The sequence below is a fragment of the Dactylosporangium sp. NBC_01737 genome (genome assembly GCF_035963215.1).
Lineage (GTDB): Bacteria > Actinomycetota > Actinomycetes > Mycobacteriales > Micromonosporaceae > Dactylosporangium.
Map to the genome: position 1 here is coordinate 6,334,081 of NZ_CP109153.1, position 16,863 is coordinate 6,350,943.

A 16,863-nucleotide genomic window follows, 5' to 3' on the forward strand; every position below is an offset into this window, starting at 1 on the left:
CATTGCGGGCATGTGGCGGGCGGGGCTGCGGCTCGGGTGGCAGATCGTGGTGCCGGTGCTGGTGGCGGCCGTGGGCTGGGGGCTCGTGGCGGGGGTGTACCTGTTCGGGATCTGGCTGGCGAACCTCTGGCTGCTCGCCTGGCCCGTCATCATGCTGGCGTGGGCGGTTGCCGCCGTGTGCACCGCGGTCGCCGTGGGTGTGCTGTGGCGGCGGCCCGGGCCGTGGGTGGCGGTGCCGGTGCTCGGGCTGTGCCTGCTGGCGCCCGTCGGCATCCGGGCGGTCGACTGGGCGTCGGTGTTCGTGCACGGGTACTACCGGGTCAACCGGGACGACTTCGCGGCCGTGGCGGCGCTCGCCCGCGACGGTGCGTTCGGCGCCGACGACTATTACGGTGACCGGCTCCCACCGGAGCTGGAGCACCTGTCGATCAACAAGAAGGCGGCCCGGATCGGGCCGGGGGCGACGGCGGTGTTTCTGCCCGCCTGGGCCGGGATACCGGACGGCGCGGTCGGCTACGCGTACCTCGGGGACGGGCCGACGGGCGGGCGGTTCGACTGCTTCGCGGACCCGTGCCAGGTCCGGTGGTCGCTGGGCGACGGCTGGTACTGGCTGGATTGAGGCCGACCCAGCGCCCGGGGCGGATGAACGCCGCCCCGGGGCGGGACCGTCAGCCGAGTTTCAGCCAGAGGGCGCCGAGCGGGGGGATCCGCAGCTCGGCGGAGGCCGGCAAGCCGTTCCACGGCACGGCGGTGGCCTCGACGGAGCCCATGTTGCCCACGCCTGAGCCGCCGTAGGTGTCGGCGTCGGTGTTGAGGATCTCGGCCCAGCGGCCGGTGAAGGGCAGGCCGACGCGGTAGCCCTCGTGCGGGTGGGCGGCGAAGTTGACGATGACGGCGACCGCGGAGCCGTCGGTGCCCCAGCGCAGGTAGGAGAAGACGTTGCCGCCGGAGTCCTCGTTGTTGATCCAGCGGAAGCCGTCGGGGGTGATGTCCTGGCTCCACAGGGCCGGGGTGTGGGCGTAGACGGCGTTGAGGTCGCGGACGAGGCGTTGCAGGCCGACGCGCTGCGGGTCGTGCAGCAGGCCCCAGTCCAGGCCGCGCTCCTCGCTCCACTCCTGCTCGTCGCCGAGCTCGCAGCCCATGAAGAGCAGCTGCTTGCCGGGGAAGGACCACATGTACGCCAGCAGGGCGCGGGCGTTGGCGAGCTTCTTCCACAGGTCGCCGGGCATCTTGCCGATGAGGGAGCCCTTGCCGTGCACGACCTCGTCGTGGCTGATCGGCAGCATGTAGTTCTCGCTCCACGCGTACACCGTGGCGAAGGTCATCTGGTTGTGGTGGTACTGGCGGTACACCGGGTCCTTGGCGACGTAGGTCAGGGTGTCGTGCATCCAGCCCATGTTCCATTTGAAGCCGAAGCCGAGGCCGCCGGAGTCGGTGGGGCGGGTGACGCCGAGCCACGCCGTGGACTCCTCGGCGATCATCATGATGCCGGGGTGGTGCTTGTAGACGGTCGCGTTCGCCTCCTGCAGGAAGGAGATCGCGTCGAGGTTCTCGCGGCCGCCGTACTGGTTCGGCGCCCACTCGCCGTGCTCGCGGGAGTAGTCGAGGTAGAGCATGGAGGCGACGGCGTCGACGCGCAGGGCGTCGGCGTGGAACTCCTCGCACCAGTACAGGGCGTTGGCGACGAGGAAGTTGCGGACCTCGGAGCGGCCGAAGTCGAAGATGAGAGTGCCCCAGTCGGGGTGCTCGCCGCGGCGCCAGTCGCCGTGCTCGTACAGCGGGGTGCCGTCGAAGCGGGCCAGGGCCCAGGAGTCCTTCGGGAAGTGCGCGGGGACCCAGTCGAGGATGACGCCGATGTTGGCCTGGTGCAGGCGGTCGACCAGGTAGCGGAACTCGTCGGGGCTGCCGAAGCGGGCCGTCGGCGCGTAGTAGCCGGTGACCTGGTAGCCCCAGGAGCCGCCGAAGGGGTGCTCCATGACCGGCATGAACTCGACGTGGGTGAAGCCCAGGTCGCTGACGTACTCGGTCAGCTGGTCGGCGAGCTCCACATAGGACAGCCCGGGGCGCCACGAGCCGAGGTGGACCTCGTAGACGCTGACCGGCGCCTCGTGGGTGCGGCGCTCGGCGCGCTGGGCGAGCCAGTCGGCGTCCTTCCAGTCGTAGCCGGAGCGGTGCACCACCGACGCGGTCGCCGGTGGGACCTCGGTGTGCTGGGCGAGGGGGTCGGCCTTCTCGACCCAGCCGTCGTCGGGGGTGAGCAGGCGGAACTTGTACCGATGGCCCGCCTGCGCGCCCGGCACGAAGATCTCCCACACGCCGCTGCCGCCCAGCGACCGCATCGGCCAGCCGGCGTGCACGTCCCAGCCGGTGAAGTCGCCGACGACCCTGACCCCGCGGGCGTTGGGCGCCCACACCGCGAACGCGACCCCGCCGGGGCGGATCTGCGCGCCGAGGACCGTCCACAGCCGCTCGTGCCGGCCCTCCTGGATCAGGTGCAGGTCCAACTCGCCGACCGTCGGCAGGTGCCGGTACGGGTCGTCGGTCAGCACCCCGTCGGCGTCGATGCGGTAGTCGGTGACGACGCCCGGCAGCTCGGCCTCGAAGACACCGTCGCCGTGGACCTGGCGCATCGGGTGGCGCTCGTCGTCGGCGACGACCGTGACGGTGCCCGCGCCGCGGCGCAGCGCCCGGATGACGGTCGTGTCGCCGGCGGGGTGGGCGCCGAGGACGCCGTGCGGGTCGTGCGACCGGCCGGCGATGAGGTCGTCGAGATTCATAAGCTCCGTCACCTGGGTTCCGTCAAAGAGCCCTTGACCAGCCGCTCGATGGACTGCAGGGGGATCCGCAGCCAGGTCGGCCGGTGCCGGGACTCGTAAGCGGTCTCGTAGACCGCTTTGTCCAGCTCGTAGGCGCACAGCAACGCCTGGTCCTCGCGGGGGTCGTAGCCGGCGGCGGCAGCATAGCCGTCGCAGAATGCGGTCCGGTTACGCTCCACCCACTGCCGGGCCCGCTCAGCGAGGGCCAGGTCCTGCTCCTCGCCGACGAGCAGCTGGTAGGCCGCGTACTCGTAGGAGCGCAGCATCCCGGCCACGTCGCGCAGCACGGAGTCGGGGCGGCGGCGCTGCTCCACCGGTACACCTGGCTCACCCTCGAAGTCGATCAGCAGCCACGACTCGGGGGTGCGGAGCACCTGGCCCAGGTGCAGGTCGCCGTGGATGCGCTGCACCTTGATCGGCTCGTCGCCGGCGTTGCGGAACATCGCCTGCGCGCCCGGCACGAACTCGGCCAGCTGCGGGACCGCCTGGACCGCGGCGTCCAGCCGGGCCAGCATCGCCTCGGCCGGCGCCGGCGCCGTGGACGTGCCCAGCTCGACGGCGAGGGTGCGGTGCACGTGCGCGACCGCCTCGCCGAGCCGCCACGACTCGCCGGCGAAGTCGCCGCCGACCTCCTCCGGGTTCAGGTCGTGCTCGGCGAACAGGTCCCGGGCGCTGGTCGCGGCCATCGCCCAGCCCTCCGCGGAGTTCTGCGCATACTCGGCGACCATGGCGAGGGTCACGGGCGCGCCGTCGGTGTCGGTGCTCTCGACCGCACCGAGGAGCCGGGCCACGTTGGGGCAGCCGGCGCGGGCCAGGACCCGGTTGAGCTCCAGGTCCGGGTTGATGCCGGGCGTCACCCGGCGGAAGACCTTGAGGATCGCGGCGCTGTCGAACACGACGCTGGTGTTGCTCTGCTCGGCGTCCACGACCCGCGCCGGCGCCTGCACCGGCAGCGCCACCCCCGGCTCCGGCACGAACCGGATCCCGTCGACGGTCGCGCCGGTGTCGATGAGTCCGAGCAGCCGCTGCGCGGACTGCTCGTCGTAGAGCGCGTCGGAGCCGGTGCGGTCGCCGTCGGCGCCGATCAGCGCCGCCGCCTGCAACTCGCTGATGACGTTGAGGTCCCAGCCGACGAACACCTGGTAGCGCTCGGTGCCACCGTCCTCGTAGTGCGCGTCGAGCAGCACGTGGTCGACCTGGTCGGGCAGCGGCGTGACCGCAGCCGGCCGCACGTCGGTCAGGGTGCGGTTACGGCCCGCGTACCACCGCTGATGCGGCAGCCAGTCGGTGAACGGCAGGGCAGTCATGACGAAGCTCTCTCCTCAGCTCTGCTCAGCCGGGCCACACAGCTGGAACCAGTAGAAACCGTGGCCGGGCAGGGTGAGCAGATAGGGCAGTTGGCCGATGTTCGGGAACTGGACGTGACCGGTGAGCTCGATCGGGGTGTATCCGGCCCACTGCTGCAGGTTGAGCTCGATCGGCTGCGGGAACCGCGACAGGTTGTTGACGCACAGTACGACGTCGTCGCCGTGGACGCGCACGAAGGCCAGCACCGACGGGTTGGACCCGCCGAGCTCCCGGAACGTGCCGACCGCGAACGCCTCATGCCGGCGGCGGACCGCGAGCATCGTGCGGGTCCAGTTCAGCAGCGACGTCGAGCTCTCCTTCTGCGCCTCGACGTTGACCGACTGGTAGCCGTACACGTGGTCCTGGATCGCCGGCAGGTACAGCCTGCCCGGGTTCGCCTGGGAGAAGCCGGCGTTGCGGTCGGGGGTCCACTGCATCGGGGTGCGCACCCCGTCGCGGTCGCCGAGCCAGATGTTGTCGCCCATGCCGATCTCGTCGCCGTAGTACAGCACCGGCGACCCGGGCAGCGACAGCAGCAGCGCGGTGAACAGCTCGATCTGGTTGCGGTCGTTCTCCAGCAGCGGCGCCAGCCGCCGGCGGATGCCGACGTTCGCGCGCATCCGCGGGTCCTTGGCGTACTCCGCGTACATGTAGTCGCGTTCCTCGTCGGTGACCATCTCCAGGGTCAGCTCGTCGTGGTTGCGCAGGAAGATGCCCCACTGGCAGTTCGCCGGGATCTCCGGCGTGTGCGCCAGGATCTCCGAGATCGGGAAGCGCGACTCGCGGCGCACCGCCATGAAGATGCGCGGCATCAGCGGGAAATGGAACGCCATGTGGCACTCGTCGCCGTCGCCGAAGTACTGGACCACGTCGGCCGGCCACTGGTTGGCCTCGGCGAGCAGGACCCGCCCGGGGAACTCGTCGTCGATCACCTTGCGGCAGCGGCGCAGGAACTCATGCGTCGCCGGCAGGTTCTCGCAGTTGGTGCCCTCGTCCTCGAACAGGTACGGCACCGCGTCGAGCCGGAACCCGTCGATGCCCAGCCCGAGCCAGAACCGCAGCACGTCCAGCATCTCCCGCTGGACCTCCGGGTTCTCGTAGTTGAGGTCCGGCTGGTGGTGGAAGAACCGGTGCCAGTAGAACTGCCGGCGCACCGGGTCGAACGTCCAGTTGGACTCCTCGGTGTCCACGAAGATGATCCGCGCGTCGGCGTAGGCGGCGCTGTCGTCGCTCCACACGTAGTAGTCGCCGTACGGCCCGGACGGGTCCCGCCGCGACTCCTGGAACCACAGGTGCGAGTCCGAGGTGTGGTTCATGACCAGGTCGGTGATGACCCGGATGCCACGCTTGTGCGCCGCGTCCAGCAACGCCACGAAGTCATCGACGGTGCCGAAGTCCGGCAGCACCTTGTAGAAGTCGCGGATGTCGTAGCCGCCGTCACGCAATGGCGAGTCGTAGAACGGCGGCAGCCAGATGCAGTCCACGCCGAGCCACTGCAGGTAGTCCAGCTGGTTGATCAGCCCCTGCAGGTCCCCGGAACCGTCGGCGTTGGAGTCGGAGAACGCTCGGACGAGGGCCTCGTAGAACACCGCGCGCTGATACCAGGTGGTGTCGGTCGGCACGAGCCGCGCCTGACCGAAGTCACTCGCGGAAGGATGCTCGACCGTGCCGTCGGTGACGTGGGTGCCCTCGACCGGATCCGTCATGCTGCCACCTACCTTGCTTGTTACCGGTGACGGTGCACCGTGAACACGTGCGCCGGCTCGTAGAGAGGGTCGAGCCGGATCGCGTTGTGCTGTCCCCAGTCGAAGGTCGCACCGGTGAGCTCATCGCGCACCGTGAACCGCTCGTGCCAGTCGAAACCGAGCGCGGGCATGTCCAGCGTGGTGTTACCCCACTGGACACTGTGCGAATCCAGCGACACCACGACCAGGACGGTGTTGTCGCTGTCCGGGTCCCGCTTCGAGAAACACAGCACCTGCTCGTTGTCGATGCCGTGGAAGACCGTGTTGCGCAGCCAGTGCAGCGCCGGGTTGTCCCGCCGCACATGGTTGAGCTTCTTCAGGTACGGCGCCAGGGACTCCCCGGCAGCCTCGGCGGCGGCCCAGTCGCGGGGCCGCAGCTGATACTTCTCGTTGTCCAGGTACTCCTCGGAGCCCGGCCGGTGCAGGTGCTCGAACAGCTCGAAGCCCGCGTACATGCCCCAGGACGGGCTGAGCAGGCTCGCCAGGACCGCCCGGATCTTGAACATCGGTGGGCCGCCGTGCTGCAGGTGCTCGGGCAGGATGTCCGGCGTGTTCGGCCAGAAGTTGGGCCGCATGTAGTCCGCGGCCGCGATCAGCTCCTGCACGTACTCCCGCAGCTCCCACGCCTGCACCCGCCACGTGAAGTACGTGTAGGACTGCGTGAAGCCGTGCTTGCCCAGGCCGTGCATCATCGCCGGGCGGGTGAACGCCTCCGCCAGGAACAGCACGTCCGGCTCGACCGACTTGATCTCGTTGATGATCCAGTGCCAGAACCCGACGGGCTTGGTGTGCGGGTTGTCGACCCGGAAGATCTTCACGCCGTTCTCGACCCAGTGCAGCACGACCCGCAGCACCTCGTCGCGGATGCCGAGGGGGTCGTTGTCGAAGTTCAGCGGGTAGATGTCCTGGTACTTCTTCGGCGGGTTCTCCGCGTACGCGATCGAACCGTCGGCGCGGGTGGTGAACCACTCGGGGTGCTCGGTGACCCACGGGTGGTCCGGCGCGCACTGCAGCGCCAGGTCCATCGCGATCTCCACGCCGGCGTCGTGCGCGGCGGCGATGAACGCCCGGAAGTCCTCGAGGGTGCCCAGGTCCGGGTGGATCGCGTCGTGGCCGCCCTCGGCGGCGCCGATCGCCCACGGCGAGCCGATGTCCTGCGGGCCGGCGACCAGGGAGTTGTTCGGACCCTTCCGGTTGACCCGGCCGATCGGGTGGATCGGCGGCAGGTACACCACGTCGAAGCCGAGGTCGGCGACCTGCTGCAGCCGCGGCGTCGCGGTCGCGAACGTGCCGTGCTTCACGGGCTTGCCGTGCTCGTCGACGACGGCACCCTCGGACCGGGGGAAGAACTCGTACCACGCGGAGAACAGCGCCCGCTGCCGGTCGCACCAGATCGGCAGCTCCTTGGACCGGGTCACGTGCTGGCGCACCGGATACCGCCACAGCACGTCGGTCAGGCCGAGCGCGGGGGAGATCCGCGCGAACAACGGAATCGTCGCGTCCGCGAGGGCCAGCGCCGCGCCGGTGACCCTGCTGCGCTCCGCGGCCGGGACGCCGGTCGCCGCCTGGTTGAGCAGCGCCGCGCCCTCGGCCAGGTCGTTGCCGAGGTCCTGCAGGCCCTGCCCGGCGCCGATCTTCTTCGTCACCGCGTCGTGCCAGGTCAGATACGGGTCGGAGAACGCCTCGACCGCGAACGTCCACGCGCCGACCGCGTCGGGCCGCACCGTGCCGTGCCAGCGGTCGGTGCCAGGTGCACCCGGACCCATCCTGCTGAACGGGCCCTCCTTGCCTTCGGGGGAGATGAGGACCACGTTGCAGCCCATCATCGAGTGGCCCTCACGGTAGGCGACCGCGGTCACCGGGACCAGCTCGCCGACGACGGCCTTCGCCGGGAACCGGCCGCCCTCGACCTGCGGGGTGACCTGCTCGATCGGGAACCGGTCCCCGGTCGGGACGCTCGGACCGGTGGCGGGCTGCCAGGTGCCGGCGGGCGTGTCGGCGACCACGACCGGATCCTCGCTGGCCAGCGCGGTCTCGGTGTCGGTCCTCGGGATGGCAGGCACCACGGGGGGCGCGGTGTCGGTCGCTTCGGGCGTCGGGGTACCCATGATCCTCACCGTATCGAATCCGCGCGGGGTTGGCAGCGTTAGCGTCGTCTTCCTACGGTTCGATGCGTTGACCCTTGCCGATGACCACGATCCCGCCGTCGGAGACCGTGTACCGGGTCCTGTCCTTCTCCAGGTCGACGCCGATCTCGGCGCCCTCCGGCACGATCACGTTCTTGTCGAGGATGGCGTTGCGCACCACGGCGTGCCGCCCGATGTCCACGCCCTCCATCAGCACCGAACCCTCCACGTGCGCCCACGAGTGGACCTTGACGTTGGGGGACACCACCGAGTTCTCGACCAGGGCACCGGAGATCACCGCGCCGGGGGAGATCATGGAGCCGACCGCCCGGCCGACGCGCTCGCCCCAGCCGTGCACGAACTTCGCCGGCGGCCACGGGCTGTTGCCCGTGTAGATCGGCCACTCGAAGTTGTACAGGTTGAACACCGGCTGGACCGCGATGAGGTCCATGTTGGCCTCGTAGAACGAGTCGAGCGTCCCGACGTCGCGCCAGTAGCCCTTGTCACGCTCGGAGCTGCCGGGCACGACGTTGTTGCTGAAGTCGTAGACCGCCGCCTCGTGCTTCTCGACGAAATACGGGATGATGTTGCCGCCCATGTCGTGCTTGCTGGACGGGTCCTGCGCGTCGCGGGTGACCGCCTCGATCAGCGCCGCGGTGGTGAAGATGTAGTTGCCCATCGACGCGAAGATCTCATCCGGCGCGTCCGGCAGCCCCTTGGCGTCGCGGGGCTTCTCACGGAACGCGGAGATCTGCCGCCCGTCGTCGGCGACCTCGATCACCCCGAACTGATCGGCGCTGGACAGCGGCTGGCGGATCCCGGCGACCGTCACCGCCGCCCCCGACTCGATGTGCTGGCGCATCATCTGCTCCGGGTCCATCCGGTAGATGTGGTCCGCGCCGAACACGATCACGTAGTCGGGCCGCTCGTCGTTGATGAGGTTCAGGCTCTGGTAGATCGCGTCCGCGGACCCGGCGAACCAGCGCGGGCCGAGCCGCTGCTGCGCGGGCACCGGGGTCACGTAGTTGCCCAGCAGCGTCGACATCCGCCACGTCTTGGTCACGTGCCGGTCCAGGGAGTGCGACTTGTACTGCGTCAGCACGACCATCTTCAGGTAGCCGCCATTGGCCAGGTTGGACAGCACGAAGTCGATCAGGCGGTAGATCCCGCCGAAGGGCACGGCCGGCTTCGCCCGGTCAGCGGTCAAGGGCATCAATCGCTTGCCCTCGCCGCCGGCGAGGACGATCGCGAGGACTTTTTTGGCGGCCATGGTCGAGACGCTAAACGTGTCCGGCGTGTTGCGCCAGACGAACTGCTAGAAGCGCGAAGCGTGGGGGTGTGGGGAGGCGCAGCCCCCCACGGAACCGTCGGGCGCCAGCCCGGCGGAGCTGGAAACAGCTTAGTCTTTGCAACGTGCGTGTAGACCTGCTCACTCGAGAGTATCCCCCCGACGTCTACGGTGGAGCCGGCGTTCACCTGGAGTATCTGGCGCGTGAACTTCGCCGGCTGCCGTTGGATGTGCGCGTCCACTGTTTCGGCGCCCCCCGCAGCGAGGCCGGCGTCGTCGGCTACCAGGACCCGCCCGGTCTTTCGGGGGCTAACGCCGCCCTGCGGACCATGGGCGTCGACCTCGCCATGGCCGCCGGCGCGGCCGGCACCGACCTGGTGCACAGCCACACCTGGTACGCCAACCTCGCCGGGCACACCGCCAAACTGCTGCACGGCGTGCCGCACGTCATCACCAGCCACAGCCTCGAACCGCTGCGCCCCTGGAAGGCCGACCAGCTCGGCGGCGGCTACGCGCTCTCGTCGTGGTGCGAGCGCACCGCGATCGAGGCCGCCGACGCCGTCGTCGCCGTCTCCGCCGGGATGAAGGCAGACGTGCTCAAGGCGTACCCCCGCGTCGAGCCCGACCGCGTCCACGTCATCTACAACGGCATCGACACCGAGCAGTACGCCCCGGACCCCGCCACCGACGTCATGACCCGGCTCGGCGTCGACCCGTCCAGGCCCAGCATCGTGTACGTCGGGCGGATCACCCGCCAGAAGGGCCTGCCGTACCTGCTGCGCGCCGCCCGCAGGCTCCCCGCCGACGTGCAACTCGTCCTGCTCGCCGGGGCCCCCGACACCCCGGAGATCGCCGCGGAGGTGACCGCGCTCGCCGACGACCTGCGCGTCACCCGCTCCGGCGTCATCTGGGTCCAGGAGATGCTGCCCAAACGCGAGGTCATCCAGGTCCTCACCCACGCCACCCTGTTCGTCTGCCCGTCGATCTACGAGCCGATGGGCATCGTCAACCTCGAGGCGATGGCCTGCCAGACCGCGGTCGTCGCGACCGCCACCGGCGGCATCCCCGAGGTCGTCGCCGACCGCGAGACCGGCCTGCTGGTGCCGATCGAACAGATCACCGACGGCTCCGGCACCCCCCTCGACGAGGCGAAGTTCGTCGCGGACCTCGCCGACGCGATGAACGAGCTCCTGGAGGAGCCCGCCCGCGCCGCCGAGTTCGGCCGGGCCGGACGGCAGCGCGCCCTCGACCACTTCTCCTGGTCGGCGATCGCCCAGCAGACCCTGGACGTCTACCGGTCGGTGTCGTAGTCGTCAGCTCCGGCAGTGGTGCTGGACCGCCCACGCGAGGCGGTCCAGCCAGCTGTCGGGGTCGTGCACCGGGTGGCTGGACCAGTCGACCCGCATGACCCGGACCAGGTCCGGGTCCAGCGGCGGCAGCAGTCGGCGCAGCCGGGCGGGCAGCTCGACGCCGTCGAGCTCACCGAGCAGGACCGCGTCGTAGACGTCCTTGCCACGGGCGGCGCCCTCACGGGTCTGGTCGTCGGCGAGCCACTGCAGCTTCCACAGCAGCGACAGCTCACGGCTCGCCGTCCACGTCGCGGTCGCGGCGCCGCCGGCGCCACGCGGGACCGCGGTCAGCACCGGCGGCTCCGGCAGCGGCTCGTCGTAGGCGAAGTCCAGCTGCACGGTGCCGGTCAGCTCACCGGCCCGCCACGGCACGAGGACCCGCGCGCCCGCCGAGCCGCCGTACTCGCGGCGGAATCCGGCGTAGTTCCAGTCCTGGTCGGGCTTCGCGTTCCTGACGTCGAGCACCGCGCCGCCCGGTGTCCGCGGGTCCTTCTCCAGCAGGTCCAGGACCATCGCGTGCGGCTGCGTCTCGGGGTCCTCGGCGTCGAGCTCCTCGGCGTACATCCAGCGCAGCCCCTCCGGCGGCAGCAGCGCCCGCACCCCGCCGGTGTCCTCGTCCTGGAACGTCCACGGCTGGGCGCGGCCGGCGCCCTGCGTCGCCTCCGGCCAGTACTGCACCGGGTCGATCCGCTCCAGGTACGGGTGCGGGTCGCGGGTGTCCAGCCCGGCGACGACCGGTGGGCGGACCACCCAGTCGAGGTCGCCCGGCGGGCGGGCCCGGGCACCGACCCACGCGGGCATCGTCATGCTGCCCCGCAGCACCAGGGTGTCACCGACCGGGTCGGCGGCGACGACGGCCAGGACGTGGTCGAGGACGTCCCGGTGCGCCCTCAGCGGATCCATCTGCACCGCGGACATGGTCTCGTCAGCCGCGGACGTGGTGTCTTCATCCGCGGATGTGGTCTCTTCATCCGCGGACGTGGTCTCTTCATCCGCGGACGTGGTGTCTTCATCTGCGGGCATGGTCTCTTCATCCGCGGACATGGTCTCTGATGAGCTGGCCGATGGCGTCGGCCTGCTCGACGTTGGCGAGGTGGGCGGCGCCGGGCAGCACGACCAGGCGGCTGCCGGCGATCCCCGCATGGATGCGCTCACCGTGCTCCGGCGGCGTCGCCGGGTCGTCGGCACCCGCGATGACCAGCGTCGGCGCCGTGATCCTCGGCAGGTCGTCGCGCAGGTCCATGCCGCCGATCGCCTCACAGCAGCCGGCGTACCCCTCCGCCGGGCACGCCGCGATCATCGCCCGGTACGGCGCGACCTTCGCCGGCAACGCCGCCCGGAACCGGGGCGTGAACCAGCGGCCGAGGACCGCGTCGGCGATGCTGCCCATGCCCGCGGAGCGGACCTGCCCGGCGCGGGCGGCCCAGCCGTCGGCGGGCGGCAGGTGCGCCGCCGTGCAGATCAGCACCAGCCGCTCGATCCGGTCGGGGGCGTTGGCGGCCAGCCACATGCCGACCATCCCGCCCAGCGACAGCCCGCAGTAGGAGGCCTTCGCGATACCGAGCCGGTCGAGCAGCGCCAGGACGTCCCGGCCCAGCTCTTCGATCCGGTACGGCCCCGGCGGCGCGGGCGACGCACCATGACCACGGTGATCGAAGCGCACCACCCGCAGGTCGGCGAGCGCGGGCAGCTGGGGGCGCCACATGTCGAGATTGCTGCCCAGCGAACCGCCGAGCAGCAGGACCGGCGCGCCGGGGGGTCCACTGGTGCGCTGGAACAGCGTCGTTGCCGTCACCGCGTCGTTGTACCACGCCCGCCCCTTCCCCGGCTCCGGCCGTCGGCGCGTCAGCGTGTGAACAATGCCGCTGCGAACACCGCGACGATCCACGTCCACAGCAGCGTGAACCCCACGTACCCGGCCCGGTACAGCCGCGACCCGCGCCACGTCTGCGGCGGGAACGCGACGAACTGCGCACCCCACCGCAGCCCCCAGAACACGCACTCCGCGCCGAGCACGGCCGCCGGGACCCGCCCGGGCGCGAGCAGATCCGGGGCGAGCAGCAGCGGCGCCAGCCCGAGCAGGACGCACATGACCCCGATGAAGAAGGTATGGGTGTACAGCACGTGCCTGGTCAGCGGCTGCAGCGGCGCGAACTGCGGCCCCCAGGCCAGCACCCGGGGCAGCGCCACGTGGGCGACACCGAGCCCGACGAGCACGGCGCCGACGAGCCGCAGCTGCAGGTCGAGGCTCATCGCTTGAACACCAGGGCCCGCACCAGGGGTGTCATCGTCGCCTCCCCGGCAGGAGCGAGCCGGGCACCGCGGGCCAGCCGCAGCCATTCGCGGCGCGGGTAGAAGTGCCAGGCCCCGGGCCCGTACGCGGCGACGGTGGCCGCGTCGCGGCAGTGCTCGACCAGCACCAGGTACCCACCTGGCCGCAGCACCCTGGCAACCTCGGCGAACAGGGCCCGCCGCTGCGCCGGCACCCGCAGCTCGTGCGCGGCGAACGCGAGGAACACCGCGTCCTGCCCGGCGTCCCTGACGGGCAGGCAGGCCGCGTCGGCGCGCACCGAACCGTCCGGCGGCGGGTTCAGCCGCCTCGCCCGCCGGACCGAACCCTCCGTCATGACCACCGGGTCGTAACAGTCCAGCAGCGTCGGCTCGGCACCGGGCAGCAACTCGCGCAGCGCCGGGCTGATCTCGTCGAGCCCGGTGCTCACCACCGCGTACCGCTGGGGCTCGGTGTTCGCGGGCAGCAGGTCGAGGGCCCAGCGCCAGTCGTACAGGCGGCTGTGGTCGTATGCCCACCAGGTGGCGGCGAGACTCACGGCGACCCCGGCGGCACCCGGCACGGTCAGGAGCGACCACGGCCACGGCAGGACGGCGACCACCAGCAGCGTGGCGGCGGCGGTGGCGTACTTGGGCCAGTTGTAGCGGACCATGCGCGCGACGCCGGCCACCTGATGCCCGCGCCTCACCGGACACTCCCGTCGAGTGCGCGGCGGACCCCGCGGTGCCAGCTGTAGTCGAGGCCGGCGACGTGGAATGCCTGCGCCAGGACCGGCCGCGTCCCGGCGAACGGCCCGCGCTCCAGGAACGTGCACCGGCTGACGTGGACCGCGACCGGCTCGGGCGTCCAGTCGCTGCGGTGCGCCTTGACCACGACGATCGATCCCGTCGCCGCCTCATAATCAAAGGTGTACGGCAACGGCCCAGCAAACCGCCGCGCCGCGCCCGCGTCACTTTCGACGGAGCGTGAGTGGGTGGTGACGCCACTGGAGATCAATTTGTGGCGTTGCGGTACGGTGCCTAGGAGGCGGTCGGGCAGCGCCGAGCCCGGCCGGTCGCTTTCCGTGAACGACGAATCCGGCTCGCTCCCCACGGCCGACGAACCCGGCTCGCTCCCCACGGCCGACGAACCCGGCGACATCCGCGCGGACCGGGAGCCGACCGCCGAACCCGCCGGCAGCGACGCGCCCCGCCGCGCGACCGGCGAGCCAAGCGCCAGGAGCTCGGAACCCGGCGTGAACGCTGAGCCGGACGGCAGCGGCTCGGACCGCCGCGCGACCGGTGAGTCGAGTGGCTGCGGGTCGGACCCCTTTGCGGCGAACTCCTGCGCGACCGGTGGGCCGGCCGTCAGCGACTCGGACCCACGCGCGAACGGTGGGCCGGGCGGCAGCGGCTCGGACCCACGCGCGAACGGTGAGCCGGGCGGCAGCGGCGCGGGCCGGGAGCCCAGGTCGGCGGTGACGGTGAGGTCGGCGCCCCCGTCGCGGCTGTCGACGGTGGCGGTCAGCCGGTCCCCGTCGAGCGTGAGCCGGACCCGGGCCAGGCGGTAGTGGTACCTGGTGAGCAGGTTCCCCGCGGCGGCGAGCGCGACCCGGTGCGTGTCGCTGCGCAGGATGTACAGCCCGCGCATGGTCCTCCCGCCGGGGGTCGGGAACCTCGCGAAGATCCGGTAGCCCGTGAGGACGACGTCAATCCCGAACGCGGATGGCAGCGGCGCGGGTCGCAGGCCCTGGGTCGACACGATGCCGACCGCGACGAAGCCGTGCGTGGAGCCGTCGGCCGCGGTGTACGTGTCGAGCGCCAGGCCGGGCGGCAGCAGCGGCTCCAGGACGGCCGGCGGTAGTGCGTACGTGAGGACGAGGGAGTGCCCGAACCGGGTGCGCATCGGCAGCGGGTGCCGCCGCAGGGCCTGCAACATGGTCACCTTCTCCAGCTGTGCGGGTGGGGGAGCCGGTCCAGGAGGCCGGGCCGGGGGAGCCGGGGGTCTGGGGCGAAGTCAGGTCTGGGGATGGAGGCGGACGACGGCGCCCCAGAGCAGGGAGCGGTCCGGCAGTGGGGCGCCGGGCAGCTGTGGCGTGTCGCTGAACGTGCGCAGCACGACCGGGCCGCCGGGGCGGACGCCGTGGCGGAGTGCGTCGCGCAGGTCGTCGGCGAAGGCGGGCGGGGGGCCGTCGAGGACGTTGGAGAGGGTGGCGGCGTCGTACCAGCCGCGCGGCACCGACCGCAGGTGCTCGACGACGTCGTCGTGCACCCACTCGACGCCGCCGACCGGGGTTTCGTCATGGGCGTCAGGGCACTCGCGGCCCAGCAGCAGGCGCCAGGCCCACGGGTTGGTGGCGTTGGGGTGGCGGGACAGGCCGGCGGCGAGGCGGCGGCGCAGGACCAGGTCCATCCTCGGTGGCAGTGATCGCCACAGGTCCCTGCGCACGAGGCCGGCCGAGGCGAACGCGAGCCGCATCAGCGCCGCGAGGCGGGGTCTGTCCAGGTGGCGCTGCCAGTGTTCGCGCTGTGCGTCGGGGTCGTTGAGCTGCAGGAACGCGGTCATCGCGGCGGGGCGCCAGGCCGGTTGCACGGCGCCGGCGGCTCGGCGGGCGACGGCCTGCAGGCGTTCGGCGGTGCCCCTGGTGGCGGGTGCGCCGGCGAGCCTGGCCTGCGCGTACGCGAGCTGGGTGGCGCTGATGTCCACGGCCGTGACCCGGTGCCCGGCGCGGGCGAGGGCGGCCGTGGTGTCGCCGGCGGAGGCGATCGCGAGGACCCGCCCGCCCGCCGGGAACACGCTGAGTTCCGCGGCCGGGTCCTCGTACATGCGGCCGAACATCACCTGCGGACGGCGGCCGACGGTGAGCCGGCCCCGCTGCCACGGGTTAGCCATGAGCGCGGGAGGCCGGCACGTCGCGGGCCAGCAGCCAGACGAGGGCGAGCAGCACCGCGTTGGCGGTCAGCATCCGGCCCGCGTCGCTGATCCGGTCGCCGGCGAAGACCAGTCCGCCGGCGTTGAACGCGACCAGCAGCACCGTCTGCGTTACCGCGGCCGCGCGGGGGAACCGGCCGGTGAGCACCCACGCCGCGACCGCGACCTCCGCCACGCCGATCGCGGTCACGGCCGAGGCGGCAAGCGCCGGCGGCAGCTGCGGCACGGCGGCGACGATCGCCTGCTGGTCGGCGTCGCCGCCGAGGATCTTGCACCACAGTCCCTCGTACAGCCAGACCGCGGCGACGGCGGCGCGGGCCGGCCACGTCGTCATCGGGCGGCCTTCGTGTCGGCGCGGCGCAGGGCGGACCGCAGCGCACGGCGGGCGACCGGGCCGAGCCCGTCGACGACCTCGACCAGGACGGCGAGGCGCTCCAGAGCGGCGACCGCCGTGCCGGCACCGGCGGGGTCGACGCCGCCATACAGCTCCAGGCCGATGAACGTGGACGCGACGATCCTCGCCAGGCCCGGCACGTCGACGAGGTCGGCGACCGGGGAGGCGGCGGTGAGCCGGCCCAGGACCGACTCGATCTCGGTGATCCACAGGTCGAGGCCGGCGGCGACGGCCGGGGCGAGCCGCTCGTCGGTCTGCGCGCCGGCCAGCAGCTGCGCCAGGATCGCGATGTTGCCCTCGGCGCGCTCGGTCTGCTGGAGCTGGCGGCCGACGTCGAGGAGCTCGGCGATGCTGGTCACGGCCGTGAACCGCGCGCGGTACAGCGCGACGCGGCGCTCGGTCGCCTGCCTGCAGGCGACCGAGAGCAGCTGGTCCACGGTGCCGAAGTGGTAGAAGACGAGCGCCTGGTTGACGCCCGCCGCCGTCGCGATCGCCCGGGCCGACGCGCCGGCCAGGCCCTCGCTGCCGAGGACCTTGACCGCCCCGTCGACCAGGCGCTGTTTCGTGTCGGCCACTGCCCACCCCCGTTTATTTGAGC

At 71.7% G+C, this 16,863-nt stretch carries 15 protein-coding genes; 2 read left to right on the plus strand and 13 right to left on the minus strand.

Annotated features, from left to right (window positions below; genetic code table 11):
• Nucleotides 1-10 precede the first annotated feature (10 nt).
• On the plus strand, nt 11-619 hold the full coding sequence (locus OHA72_RS28585; protein WP_327010875.1) for a hypothetical protein: 609 nt from the start codon (nt 11-13) through the stop codon (nt 617-619).
• Between the two features lie 49 nt (nt 620-668).
• On the opposite strand, the gene glgB is transcribed toward OHA72_RS28585, so the two are convergent.
• From glgB to glgC, 5 genes are read right to left on the minus strand one after another with little or no spacing between them, the layout of a single operon-like run.
• Nucleotides 669-2,777 (minus strand): 1,4-alpha-glucan branching protein GlgB, encoded by a 2,109-nt coding sequence (glgB, locus tag OHA72_RS28590; RefSeq protein WP_327011683.1) that lies wholly within the window; start codon nt 2,775-2,777, stop codon nt 669-671.
• Nucleotides 2,778-2,785: 8 nt separating this feature from the next.
• Entirely contained in the window at nt 2,786-4,123 is a 1,338-nt protein-coding gene (locus tag OHA72_RS28595; protein WP_327010876.1) for a maltokinase N-terminal cap-like domain-containing protein, read from the minus strand.
• Nucleotides 4,124-4,138: 15 nt separating this feature from the next.
• A complete protein-coding gene (treS, locus tag OHA72_RS28600) occupies nt 4,139-5,869 on the minus strand; it encodes a maltose alpha-D-glucosyltransferase (protein WP_327010877.1) in 1,731 nt (576 codons plus the stop codon).
• A 20-nt stretch (nt 5,870-5,889) separates the two neighbouring features.
• On the minus strand, nt 5,890-8,016 hold the full coding sequence (locus OHA72_RS28605; RefSeq protein ID WP_327010878.1) for an alpha-1,4-glucan--maltose-1-phosphate maltosyltransferase: 2,127 nt from the start codon (nt 8,014-8,016) through the stop codon (nt 5,890-5,892).
• A 52-nt stretch (nt 8,017-8,068) separates the two neighbouring features.
• Nucleotides 8,069-9,304, minus strand: coding sequence for a glucose-1-phosphate adenylyltransferase (gene glgC / locus OHA72_RS28610; RefSeq protein WP_327010879.1), 1,236 nt, complete (start codon nt 9,302-9,304; stop codon nt 8,069-8,071).
• Nucleotides 9,305-9,447: 143 nt separating this feature from the next.
• Between glgC and glgA the strand changes: the two genes are divergently transcribed.
• Complete coding sequence (glgA, locus tag OHA72_RS28615) at nt 9,448-10,632, plus strand: glycogen synthase (RefSeq protein ID WP_327010880.1); 1,185 nt, start codon at nt 9,448-9,450, stop codon at nt 10,630-10,632.
• A gap of 3 nt (nt 10,633-10,635) precedes the next feature.
• Here glgA and OHA72_RS28620 read toward each other — a convergent pair whose 3' ends face one another.
• The 8 genes from OHA72_RS28620 to OHA72_RS28655 all read right to left on the minus strand — a co-directional run bounded on the left by OHA72_RS28620 (nt 10,636) and on the right by OHA72_RS28655 (nt 16,840).
• Nucleotides 10,636-11,574 (minus strand): nucleotidyl transferase AbiEii/AbiGii toxin family protein, encoded by a 939-nt coding sequence (locus OHA72_RS28620; protein ID WP_327010881.1) that lies wholly within the window; start codon nt 11,572-11,574, stop codon nt 10,636-10,638.
• 127 nt (nt 11,575-11,701) lie between these two features.
• Nucleotides 11,702-12,466 (minus strand): 3-oxoadipate enol-lactonase, encoded by a 765-nt coding sequence (pcaD, locus tag OHA72_RS28625; RefSeq protein WP_327010882.1) that lies wholly within the window; start codon nt 12,464-12,466, stop codon nt 11,702-11,704.
• A 50-nt stretch (nt 12,467-12,516) separates the two neighbouring features.
• The gene (locus OHA72_RS28630; RefSeq protein WP_327010883.1) at nt 12,517-12,924 is read right to left on the minus strand and encodes a hypothetical protein; all 408 of its coding nucleotides are present in this window, start codon (nt 12,922-12,924) and stop codon (nt 12,517-12,519) included.
• The gene (locus OHA72_RS28635) at nt 12,921-13,649 is read right to left on the minus strand and encodes a class I SAM-dependent methyltransferase (RefSeq protein WP_327010884.1); all 729 of its coding nucleotides are present in this window, start codon (nt 13,647-13,649) and stop codon (nt 12,921-12,923) included. The genes OHA72_RS28630 and OHA72_RS28635 overlap by 4 nt, the downstream gene beginning before the upstream one ends.
• On the minus strand, nt 13,646-14,878 hold the full coding sequence (locus tag OHA72_RS28640; RefSeq protein ID WP_327010885.1) for a DUF2071 domain-containing protein: 1,233 nt from the start codon (nt 14,876-14,878) through the stop codon (nt 13,646-13,648). Before OHA72_RS28640 ends, OHA72_RS28635 begins: the two co-directional genes overlap by 4 nt.
• A gap of 78 nt (nt 14,879-14,956) precedes the next feature.
• Complete coding sequence (locus tag OHA72_RS28645) at nt 14,957-15,832, minus strand: BtaA family protein (RefSeq protein ID WP_327010886.1); 876 nt, start codon at nt 15,830-15,832, stop codon at nt 14,957-14,959.
• Entirely contained in the window at nt 15,825-16,205 is a 381-nt protein-coding gene (locus tag OHA72_RS28650) for a DoxX-like family protein (protein ID WP_327010887.1), read from the minus strand. The genes OHA72_RS28645 and OHA72_RS28650 overlap by 8 nt, the downstream gene beginning before the upstream one ends.
• Complete coding sequence (locus tag OHA72_RS28655; RefSeq protein WP_327010888.1) at nt 16,202-16,840, minus strand: TetR/AcrR family transcriptional regulator; 639 nt, start codon at nt 16,838-16,840, stop codon at nt 16,202-16,204. The genes OHA72_RS28650 and OHA72_RS28655 overlap by 4 nt, the downstream gene beginning before the upstream one ends.
• Nucleotides 16,841-16,863 lie beyond the last annotated feature (23 nt).

Coding starts and splice junctions, on each gene's coding strand:
- OHA72_RS28585 (WP_327010875.1), top strand. CDS start 11: ATGTGGCGGGCGGGGCTGCGGCTCGGGTGGCAGATCGTGGTGCCGGTG.
- glgB (WP_327011683.1), bottom strand. CDS start 2,777: ATGAATCTCGACGACCTCATCGCCGGCCGGTCGCACGACCCGCACGGC.
- OHA72_RS28595 (WP_327010876.1), bottom strand. CDS start 4,123: ATGACTGCCCTGCCGTTCACCGACTGGCTGCCGCATCAGCGGTGGTAC.
- treS (WP_327010877.1), bottom strand. CDS start 5,869: ATGACGGATCCGGTCGAGGGCACCCACGTCACCGACGGCACGGTCGAG.
- OHA72_RS28605 (WP_327010878.1), bottom strand. CDS start 8,016: ATGGGTACCCCGACGCCCGAAGCGACCGACACCGCGCCCCCCGTGGTG.
- glgC (WP_327010879.1), bottom strand. CDS start 9,304: ATGGCCGCCAAAAAAGTCCTCGCGATCGTCCTCGCCGGCGGCGAGGGC.
- OHA72_RS28620 (WP_327010881.1), bottom strand. CDS start 11,574: ATGGATCCGCTGAGGGCGCACCGGGACGTCCTCGACCACGTCCTGGCC.
- OHA72_RS28630 (WP_327010883.1), bottom strand. CDS start 12,924: ATGAGCCTCGACCTGCAGCTGCGGCTCGTCGGCGCCGTGCTCGTCGGG.
- OHA72_RS28640 (WP_327010885.1), bottom strand. CDS start 14,878: ATGTTGCAGGCCCTGCGGCGGCACCCGCTGCCGATGCGCACCCGGTTC.
- OHA72_RS28645 (WP_327010886.1), bottom strand. CDS start 15,832: ATGGCTAACCCGTGGCAGCGGGGCCGGCTCACCGTCGGCCGCCGTCCG.
- OHA72_RS28650 (WP_327010887.1), bottom strand. CDS start 16,205: ATGACGACGTGGCCGGCCCGCGCCGCCGTCGCCGCGGTCTGGCTGTAC.